Here is a 10373-nt window from a genome sequence, read left to right on the forward strand (position 1 = left end):
CTTTCAACACTGGTTAAAAGAATGAGGTTACGGTTGACCTCTATCTGTAATTGACATTGTTGTGCATCACTTATGTTTTTTTCTAATAATTTGTGTGCCGTTTGTAACTCCCCCAGCTGAATGAAAGCACGAACCCGGTTGCGGTTATGACATTGGTCAAAATGATTAAAGGCATTTTTTGGGCGTGGTCCGCTACTTAACCAGCGTTCAATGGCCGTTATATCTTTTGTTGCTCGCCAATATTTAATGCGCACATAATTAGCTGCTGCAATCCAGTCACTGTGGAAATTTTTATTGCGCAGTAATCTTTCGATCTCTTCAACTAATAGTGCTCCGCGTTGAAGGTCATTTTTTTCAAGGGCTATTTTTGCCTGCAAGGTATAGGTATATAACCGCCATTGCTCACCATAGGGGGAGACGACCTTTAGAGCCTGCTCACATAAGCGCTCTGCCAGCTCAAAGTCACCTTCCTGATAGGCTTGCTGCGCTTTAAAATGAAGCGGGAATGCGAACAAAGGCAGTTTTTGCAGATGATATTTATTAATTAAGCTGATCGCAGCATCTATATGCTTTTCTGCTTCTTTATGGTTACTTTGTGCATGTAATATTTCCCCTTGTTGATACAAGGCCCAAATCACACTTTGGTGCATATGCTGTCCGCCTGCCAGCTGTTTTACTTCTTGAAAATACTGATAAGCTAAAGGAAGGTTCCCCAGACAATGATAGGCTTCTCCGATAATTGCCTGTGCGACAATATTTACCCGAGTGTTGTTGTTCTCTACGGATAGTAACGTTATTTCAGCTTGCTTTAAGGCATCTTCTATTCTGCCGTTATTGATTGCAATTTGAGCATGAATAACGGCAAATTCACTCTTCAGTTGCTCTGATAAAGTAATATTTTTTTCAGCAAAGATTGTTTCTGCTTTTTTGAGCAGAGGTACAACTTTGTAACCCTGATGTCGGCTTTGTAGCATCCAGAGTTCTAACAGCACTAGTTGTGGATGTTCCCAAACCGCTTCTTTGATTATTGAAAAACACTCTTCCAGACTGGTTAACTGACCATCATCCAATATTTGCCAGCCTGCTACTTTCAATAAATCGATCAGTAGCTGCTCGTCTTGACTTTTTAAAGCGTGTGGCAGAGCCTCTTCAATATCTTTCCTTGCTAACCAAAGTCGTGCAATTTTTTCATGATCACACTTAATGTTAGGTGTGTGTTTACTTTTATGTATTAGAAAAGCTTTAAAAAAGGAATGGAAAGTGAACAACTCATGTTGATTATTGATGGGAACAATAAATGCACCTTGCTCCTGCAACATTTCAAGTTGTGCTTGACCATCGTCAATATTACACAGTTCATTGACAATATCGGCATCAACTTTATTAAGTGGTGCGATAGTTAATAATAATGTTTGCAATTTTTGACTTAATGGTGAAAACACCTCTTCTTCCAGGTAGTCCCACAGGTAAGCGTGATTACTTTTTCCTATTTGTTCCGCACACTCGTTAAAGCTTGCGGTGTCTTTACTTAAAATTGAAACAAGTTGTAACGCAGTCGGCCAGCCGTCGACATTTTTTCTTAGTGTTTGTTGCTTTGCCGGATCGCGAAAAAAAGTTGTGCATCCTGAGAAAAAATTGTCAGTTTCTAAATCTGTAAAAGCTAAGTCGGTCTCATTTATCTCAAAGAGTTGTTGCTTAATGCGTAAATTTGAAACAGGTAAAGGTGGTGTGGTTCTACTTGAGATCAGTACTTGCCACTGCGCAGGCATATGTTTAATAAAAAAGGCCATACCTTGATGGATAACCGGGTTTTTGATGTGATGGTAATCATCTAAGACAATGCAAATAGGAACATTAAACTCAGATAGCTCATTAATAAATAAAGAAAATAGGTTGATCAAATCAGGGTATTGGCTCTGTTTTACCGCCTCTAAAGAGGCCGGGCAAGAAATAGCTTCAATCTGCTTAATAGCATGAATAAAATAGTTACAAAACTGACTGACGTTATCGTCAAAACGATCAATCGTAAACCATGCTAAATTCCTTTTGTCTTTTGCCCAGTCGGCAATTGCGGTACTTTTGCCATAACCAGCAGGTGCGCAAATTAATCCTAATTTACAGTCTGCGAAATTTTGAAATAAACGTTCGCGAACGATGCCATTTTTGAGTGGTGCTGGCACCGCTAATTTTGATTTGATAATCATACTAAACCTTAAATAAAAGAAGTAGCCAATACCATTTGCTATTTCAGCTGGATACTTGTTTCTTACTTTGCGCTTACCTGCTAGAACCGCGAAATTTTGACTGCTCCGCATTTTATCACCTCCGCCCCCTTGCTAGGTGCGGCATTAAATGAGTGACTTTAAACTTAACCGCATGAATTTACAGGTTATTCATGGTGAGCCAGGGCATTTTAACTTTTAATTGAGCAATAATATAGGTGTTACTTATAAATAGGCTACGCCTGTTAATATATTTGGCATAAATACCCGCCCCTGTCATTGGGTACAAAATGCAACAAAAAGTGCGGCTTTGCAACAGGATATAGGGGGTTTTGTCAGTAAATTAGTGCGTCAGGTAACATTCTTAATAAGAAATAGGGATACTTGAGGGGGGCGTAGAAAAAAGGAGGGTGACGATTTTTGGAGCACATACTATATTTTGCCTCGTTTTTAAGGTTAATAAATAAACCACTTGAAAAACGAAGTTGAGAAGTTGAAGTAAAACAAAACTAAAAACTACTATTTATTTTAAAGGAATATTTATGAAAAAAGTATTAGGTACATTAGCTGTTTCAGTACTAGTTGCATTAGGCAGCGTAAACATTGCTCATGCGAAAATGGACGAAGGCCAAATCACTATCTGGATTAATGGTGATAAAGGTTATGACGGTTTAGCCGAAGTTGGCAAAAAGTTTGAAGCAGATACTGGTGTAAAAGTGACTGTTGCTCATCCTGATAAACTTGAAGAAAAATACGGACAAGTTGCAGCAACTGGCGCAGGTCCTGATATTGTTTTTTGGGCGCATGACCGTTTTGGCGGCTGGGCTAAAGCTGGTTTATTAACTGAAGTTAAACCAAGTACAGAACTAAAAGCTAAAATGGCTGATTTCACTTGGGATGCTGTTACTTACAATGGTAAATACATCGGTTACCCAATCGCTGTTGAAGCTCTTTCTTTAATCTACAACAAAGATTTACTGCCTAACCCACCAAAATCGTGGGAAGAAATTAGCGAAATTGATAAAAAACTTAAAAAAGACGGCAAATCTGCAATCATGTGGAACTTAAAAGAACCGTTCTTCACATGGCCTCTAATCGCTGCTGATGGCGGTTATGCGTTTAAATTTAACAACGGTAGTTACGATGTTAAAGATACTGGTGTAAATAACGCAGGTTCAAAAGGTGCGTTACAGTTCCTTCTTGATATGATTGAGCGTAAAGAGATCAGTGCTGATGTTGATTACTCAATTGCTGAGTCTGCATTCAATACTGGTAAAACAGCAATGACTATTAACGGTCCTTGGTCTTGGGGCAATATCGATAAAAGTGGTATCAATTACGGTGTTACAGTACTACCAACATTTAAAGGTAAATCAGCTAAACCATTCGTTGGTGTATTAACTGCCGGTATTAACATCTCAAGTCCAAACCAGGAACTTGCAAAAGAGTTCATTGAAAACTACCTGTTAACTGATGCTGGTTTAGAGCTAGTAAACAATGACAAACCACTTGGTGCTGTTGCGTTAAACTCTTTCCAAGCTAAGTTAGACGCTGATCCTCGTATTGCTGCAACAATGCAGAATGCACAAACGGGTGAACTAATGCCTAACATTCCAGAAATGTCTAAGTTCTGGTATGCAGAAGGCGCTGCAATTAACAATGCAGTACAAGGTCGTCAAACTGTTGTTGAAGCACTTGATGCAGCTGCAGCACGTATTGTTAAATAATAAAAAGTAAGTAGAAAGGGGCTCTTAGGATAATACAACTTAAGAGCCTTTATTGATCGGGTTTTACCACTGAGGAATTTATGGAACTATCTATTAAATCGGAAAATGCACAATCTTCTAGTGCGAATTGGATAAAGTGGGGTTTGTTAACACTTATTTCATTAGTAGCGGGTTATGCAGTTGTTTTAATGTATGCGCAAAACGAAATTGCGTTTGCACTGGTAACCTTAGTTTTGGTCTCCTCGGGTGTGGTTATTTTTGCGCGTAAAGATACTTATTCTCATCGCTATATTTACCCTGGTATGGCAGCCATGGTTTTGTTTATTATTTTCCCGCTTATGTACACAGTTGGTATCGCTTTTACCAATTACAGTGGCGCGAATCAGTTAACATTTGAGCGTGTTCAGTCTCAATTTTTAGCACAAACATATGAAAAGCCAGGAACAGATTATCAGTTTGAAGTTTACCAGTTAGATAATAATAAAATTCAACTTCACCTTAGTCAAGATGCTCAAGAATTTGTTACTGCACCGATAACGTTAGAACAAAAAAATAAGAATATTGCTCTAACACCATTAACAACTGAGAAACAGGGCGAACTAGCTAAAATACGCTTCCTTGTTAAAAACCGCGGGGCGTTAAAGGAATTATCACTTAACACTGAGTCTGGTCAAGTGTTAACTATGGGTGGTTTACGTAAGTTTTCAGAAGTAATTTCTCTCTATAAACTGCAAGAAGATCAAGCAACGTTAGTAAATCTTCTTGATAATACAGTAATGAAACCAAATTTTGAGATTGGTAATTACCAGGTCGTTGATGAAAATGGTGCATTTACGACTGGAAAAGTGATGACGCCGGGCTTTGTGGTTAATACTGGTTGGACAAACTTCTTGCGTATCTTTTTAGATAAAGGTATTAGGGGACCATTTCTGCAGATCTTTATCTGGACAGTGGTTTTTGCCGGTGGTTCGGTATTACTTACATTAGCTGTTGGTCTGGTTTTAGCAACTGTAGTGCAATGGGAAGAGTTAAAAGGTAAAGCGGTTTACCGTATGTTACTTATTTTACCTTATGCTGTACCAGCCTTTATTTCGATATTGATATTTAAAGGTTTGTTTAACCAAAGCTTTGGTGAAATTAATGAACTATTAAATTCGATCTTTAATGTCAAGCTGATGTGGTTTACTGAACCATACTTGGCTAAAACGATGATCTTAATCGTTAATACCTGGCTTGGTTATCCATATGTTATGATTTTATGTATGGGTTTATTAAAATCAATTCCAAGCGATCTATATGAAGCATCTGCAATTGATGGTGCAGGTCCGCTGGATAATTTCTTCAAGATTACTTTCCCATTAATCATTAAACCATTAGCGCCACTGTTAATCGCCAGCTTTGCGTTTAACTTCAATAACTTTGTATTGATTCAGTTATTAACTAACGGTACACCTGATATTATTGGCTCATCAACGCCTGCTGGACATACAGATCTATTGGTTAGTTATACCTACCGAATCGCTTTCGAAGGCGGTGGTGGCCAAGACTTTGGCTTGGCAAGTGCAATTGCAACATTAATCTTCTTGATGGTTGGTGCACTCGCGTTTATTAACCTACGTGTTTCAAAAAGACAACAAGCTTAAGGAATAATATCATGCCAGTTGTTAAATCTAAAAATGAAAAAAAACGTGTTTGGTTCGCCCATGCTTTTTTACTGCTGTTCTGCGCAACAATCTTATTTCCATTATTAATGGTTATTGCAATCTCGTTCCGCGAGGGTAACTTTGCTGCAGGATCTTTGATTCCCGATAACCCAACGTTAGATCATTGGAGACTTGCTTTAGGGTTTGTGGTTAATAATGCAGATGGTTCGGTTACACACCCTCCATTCCCGGTATTGTCTTGGTTGTGGAACTCTGTAAAGGTAGCTGGAATTACCTCTATCCTTGTAGTTGCATTATCAACGACTTCTGCTTACGCTTTTGCACGAATGAAATTTGCAGGTAAAAAAGTGATATTAGAGGGGATGTTGATATTTCAAATGTTCCCTGCCGTACTTGCATTGGTTGCGTTATATGCTCTATTTGACAAAGTGGGGGATTATATTCCATTCCTTGGCTTAAATACGCACGGTGGTTTAATCTTTGCTTATTTAGGTGGTATTGCACTGCACGTTTGGACAATCAAAGGTTATTTTGAAACTATTGATATATCGCTGGAAGAGGCCGCATCATTAGATGGAGCGACGCCTTGGCAGGCATTTAGATTGGTTCTTTTACCTCTTTCAGTGCCAATTTTGGCTGTGGTATTTATCCTCTCATTCGTTGGTGCGGTTACTGAAGTGCCAGTAGCGTCTCTATTGTTAGTGGATGTTCCTGTTGATAAATACACCCTGGCGGTAGGTATGCAACAGTACCTTCACCCGCAAAATTACCTATGGGGCGATTTTGCCGCTGCAGCTGTATTATCTGCAATGCCGATTACGATTGTGTTTATGCTTGCACAGAAGTGGTTAGTAGGCGGTTTAACAGCCGGTGGTAATAAAGGCTAATTTTAATTGGTCATTAAGTTATAAAAAAACAGCTCCTTCGGGGGCTGTTTTTGTATCTACCCAAGCCACTTTAAGATGCAGGAATCAGCAAGCCGATAAATGATGCGATTCTAGTCATTCTAAATCAATGCGTTCTAACAACGAAGATCATCGTTTATCGCGATCTCCTTCGGGAGTTTCGCCAGAAAGCTAACTATCCAACCATCACTGTTCTAGCGTGGCTAGTGTTTAAAGATCATATTCAATCTTGTTGATATACCAAGTCACTAAACCGTTAGGGGTTTTTACCTGCGCTTCCTGATCCACTTCTAGTTTCAGTAATGCTCGTGCCATCGGGCTGTCAATCGACACATAATCTTTACGTTGTACAAGTTCTCCGCGCTGGTAAATCTCATCTGCACCGACAATTTTAAAACGTTTTATTTCACCCTGATCATTTTCAATCGTTACCCAAGCACCAAAGAACACTTTGCCCGCTTGTTGTGGGGAAGGAGTAACGACTGTCACTTGCTCGATACGCTTTCCTAAAAATCGGATACGCGAGTCTATCTGCCGCAGAATACGTTTATTTTCTTTGTAATCCGCATTTTCGGAACGATCGCCAAGGCTGGCCGCCCAAGTGACTTTCTCAGTTATTTCAGGGCGATACTCTCGCCACAGATAATCTAATTCTTGTTGTAATTTTTTAAACCCTTCTGGGGTGATTAAATTTGTTCGCAATGTATAAACCATCAGAAAAAAGAAACAGAAGCCTATTTATAATGATTCATCACCTCTTTTCAAGTGTCTATTTACATTAGCGAGTGACAGAGTTAAAAAAAAGGCTGCAACCTCTTTTATAAAAAAGAATAAAGCTCTGTTGATGGATGTTTCTGAGAGTTAATCTACCCCTCTAATTTACAATATCCGTATATTACAAGGAGAGTCGGATTAGATTAATTGCAATGCATCAGTAAAGTTTAAATTATGCGCTTCTGCGACCTCTTTTAAGGTCACTTTTCCTGTGCAGATATTTAAGCCTTTTAGTAGGTGTTTATCTGCAAGTAACGCTTGTCTGTAACCAAGATCTGCAAGTTTAGTAACATAAGGCAAAGTGGCATGATTTAGCGCTTGGGTGGCTGTGCGTGCAACTGCGCTGGGCATATTTGCGACACAGTAATGTACGATACCATCAAGGATATAGGTTGGATCTTGATGTGTTGTGGCATGTGATGTTTCAAAACAGCCACCCTGATCAATCGCCACATCAATCACAGCACTGCCTTTTTTCATCTGTTTAATTAATTCGTGTGTTACTAATTTGGGCGCTGTCGCGCCGGGTATTAAAACAGCGCCAATCACTAAATCCGCATCTAATACATAACGTTTTAGGCTTTCGCTGCTGGAATAAACTGAATTGACCCGACCTGAAAACTGCACATCGATACGGCGTAACGTGTCGGTGTTGTTATCTAAAATAACCACGTTTGCACCTAATCCTACTGCTATTTGTGCTGCATTGCGGCCTACAATTCCTCCCCCTAAAATAACGACATTCGCAGGGGCAACACCGGGTACGCCCGCTAATAACAGACCCGAACCGCCACTGGACTTTTGCAGCGCGGCTGCACCGACTTGAATAGACATTCTACCTGCCACTTCGGACATTGGCATTAATAAAGGTAAGCGCCCGAAATCATCTGTGACTGTTTCATAAGCGATACATATTGCGCCACTGTTAATAAGGGCTTGGGTTTGTTTTAAATCAGGAGCAAGGTGTAAATAGGTAAACAGAATTTGCCCGGGACGCAGCATCCTGCATTCACTTGCTTGCGGCTCTTTAACCTTAACTATCATCTCTGTTTGCTCAAAAACCGCCTGCGCATCTGCTAATATTTGAGCGCCAACATCTATGTAATCTTGATCTTCAAAACCTATCCCAGCACCTGCATTTTTTTCGACAAACAGCTTATGGCCGCGTGTTATTAATTCGGCCACACTAGAAGGGATTAAACCAACACGGTATTCATTATTTTTTATCTCTTTAGGAACACCAATTTGCATATAAACTCCGATTGATTTGCAAGAGGGAAGATCATAATTGGGTTTGCTAAAAGAGTAGGAGTCAGTTAAAAAACAGTCAAAAAATGAAGGTCTGAAAAGTTATCTGTTGCACAGAATCAGGTAAATAAAAAAGCGTGCTTGCAAGAGGCTTTGTTCTAAGCACCTTAATTTATCTATTGAGTCTCAGCTTCTAACTCCGTTAAGGTAATTAACGCTTGTTCATTGGAGTTGCCGCAAATCCATTCACACGCTTTGAAATCAAAACAAACTTTGGGGCGTTGCGCTTTTCCGAATAGTTTACACAAGTTATTTTCGTCCAGCTGTTTACAGCGTTGTCCTGCCGGTTTGCCATTGGGATGGAGTAGAAAATGGCTACTAATACTGGGGGCGATACAACATGCACCACAACCTAAACGACATTCCATAACTTAGCCTTTAATAAATAAAAAGATAAACAGCCCCTAGTATACGGTTTTTTATGTGATCTACGGCAATTAATTATAAGCCGCTAAACTGTTCTGAAAACGGCTCTTTGATCGGGGTGCCTTAGCTATCACAACTATTTATTTGTTTTGCATCATTTGTCAGCTTAAAGGTGTTCCTGCCTTGTGAGTTAGCGCATTAATATATTTCCAATCTCAGCTGATCTCTTCTTCGATATCATAAACAAAGCAAGTTTAACAACGCCTCACTTTGGTGCAAACAGTCTGTTTATAAGCACCATATTTGAGCTGTAAAAAACAGTTTACTTTGCTTTTGTTTTGTCATTACCCTTTAAATACAGTTAGTTGCGCGGTTGGCACGAGCCGTGCAATGTGACAGTAGGATCGCTACTTAAAGCGTTTTTTTAATAATTAAGGGATTTAATCATGAGTATGAAATTAAAATTAGTAACTTCTGCAGTTGTTGCTGCTATCGCATTCACTTCTACTTCAACTTCGGCTGCTAGCTTAGAAGGCTTTTCTGCCAATATCGGCGTCACATCCGACTATTTGTGGCGCGGTATTAGCCAAACTGACGGCAAACCAGCTGTTTCTGGCGGATTAGATTATGAAATGGCTAACGGTTTATATCTTGGTACCTGGGTTTCTAACGTTGATTTTGGTGATGAGACAAGTTACGAGCTGGATGGTTATTTTGGTTTTGCAGGTGAAGTAAGCTCTATTAGTTATGACCTAGGTTATATCTATTATGCTTATCCAGATGGCGAAGATTTAGATTTTGGTGAACTATACGGTAGTTTATCATTAAGCTATTTCACATTAGGTCTAGCTGTATTAGCACACGCTGACGGTGCTGACTTTGCTGACAACAATTATTACTATGCAGAAGGAGCTTTCCCTGTGGCTGATGACCTGGAAATAGGTGTGCATGTCGGGACTTACACTTTTGATGCTGGCGACGATTATATTGATTACAATATTTATGCTGATTATAAAGGTGTGAATTTTATGTTATCGAAAACAGATCTTGATGATGACGATATGAAAGCGGTTGTCTCTTACGTCTGGAGCTTCTAAGCCCTATTTAAGATTCAATAAATTTTTTCAGGCCACGTAACTGTGGCTTTTTTGTGTGTTGTTACTTTCTTCGCGACGTTAAGTGGTTCTGTTTGAGCTGTTAACTGAGTTAATTTATCTCATCTGTAAATTAAATTAGCAGCATATTGCTATGCACAGCATGGGAGTGAGGAACAGATCTCCTAACACTAACACAAGCTTCCTAGAAGCCTTCCTCAGTGCTAACATTTATACCCATGATACCTCAAGGTGCTTTATCAGGACTCAGCTCGGAGAGCAGAATAAGGCACTGCATGAGGGCTTTTCGAGC

At 39.5% G+C, this 10373-nt stretch carries 8 protein-coding genes; 4 read left to right on the plus strand and 4 right to left on the minus strand.

What is annotated here, in order from left to right; translation table 11 throughout:
• Positions 1 to 2204: HTH-type transcriptional regulator MalT (gene malT / locus AC4GME_RS06545; RefSeq protein WP_490379157.1), on the minus strand; the 2204-nt coding region annotated here is incomplete at its 3' end.
• A gap of 560 nt (positions 2205 to 2764) precedes the next feature.
• Here malT and malE point away from each other — a divergent pair.
• The 3 genes from malE to malG all read left to right on the plus strand — a co-directional run bounded on the left by malE (position 2765) and on the right by malG (position 6500).
• Entirely contained in the window at positions 2765 to 3949 is a 1185-nt protein-coding gene (gene malE / locus AC4GME_RS06550) for a maltose/maltodextrin ABC transporter substrate-binding protein MalE (protein ID WP_490379158.1), read from the plus strand.
• Positions 3950 to 4029: 80 nt separating this feature from the next.
• A complete protein-coding gene (gene malF / locus AC4GME_RS06555; RefSeq protein ID WP_490378367.1) occupies positions 4030 to 5592 on the plus strand; it encodes a maltose ABC transporter permease MalF in 1563 nt (520 codons plus the stop codon).
• 11 nt (positions 5593 to 5603) lie between these two features.
• Entirely contained in the window at positions 5604 to 6500 is an 897-nt protein-coding gene (malG, locus tag AC4GME_RS06560; RefSeq protein WP_490378368.1) for a maltose ABC transporter permease MalG, read from the plus strand.
• Between the two features lie 228 nt (positions 6501 to 6728).
• On the opposite strand, the gene greB is transcribed toward malG, so the two are convergent.
• From greB to AC4GME_RS06575, 3 genes are all read right to left on the minus strand, one after another.
• Positions 6729 to 7220, minus strand: coding sequence for a transcription elongation factor GreB (greB, locus tag AC4GME_RS06565; RefSeq protein ID WP_490379159.1), 492 nt, complete (start codon positions 7218 to 7220; stop codon positions 6729 to 6731).
• A gap of 210 nt (positions 7221 to 7430) precedes the next feature.
• Entirely contained in the window at positions 7431 to 8543 is a 1113-nt protein-coding gene (gene ald / locus AC4GME_RS06570; protein ID WP_490377301.1) for an alanine dehydrogenase, read from the minus strand.
• Positions 8544 to 8716: 173 nt separating this feature from the next.
• Positions 8717 to 8968, minus strand: a complete 252-nt coding sequence (locus AC4GME_RS06575) for a YkgJ family cysteine cluster protein (protein WP_490377302.1) — start codon at positions 8966 to 8968, stop codon at positions 8717 to 8719.
• A gap of 444 nt (positions 8969 to 9412) precedes the next feature.
• On the opposite strand from AC4GME_RS06575, the gene AC4GME_RS06580 reads away from it, so the two are divergent.
• Positions 9413 to 10063 carry a TorF family putative porin gene (locus AC4GME_RS06580; protein WP_490377303.1) on the plus strand — a complete coding sequence of 217 codons (651 nt, stop codon included), beginning with the start codon at positions 9413 to 9415 and terminating at the stop codon, positions 10061 to 10063.
• The last annotated feature ends 310 nt before the right edge of the window (positions 10064 to 10373 follow it).

This window comes from Psychromonas sp. (assembly GCF_983033635.1).

Coding starts and splice junctions, on each gene's coding strand:
- AC4GME_RS06575 (WP_490377302.1), bottom strand. CDS start 8,968: ATGGAATGTCGTTTAGGTTGTGGTGCATGTTGTATCGCCCCCAGTATT.
- malE (WP_490379158.1), top strand. CDS start 2,765: ATGAAAAAAGTATTAGGTACATTAGCTGTTTCAGTACTAGTTGCATTA.
- AC4GME_RS06580 (WP_490377303.1), top strand. CDS start 9,413: ATGAGTATGAAATTAAAATTAGTAACTTCTGCAGTTGTTGCTGCTATC.
- malG (WP_490378368.1), top strand. CDS start 5,604: ATGCCAGTTGTTAAATCTAAAAATGAAAAAAAACGTGTTTGGTTCGCC.
- malF (WP_490378367.1), top strand. CDS start 4,030: ATGGAACTATCTATTAAATCGGAAAATGCACAATCTTCTAGTGCGAAT.
- ald (WP_490377301.1), bottom strand. CDS start 8,543: ATGCAAATTGGTGTTCCTAAAGAGATAAAAAATAATGAATACCGTGTT.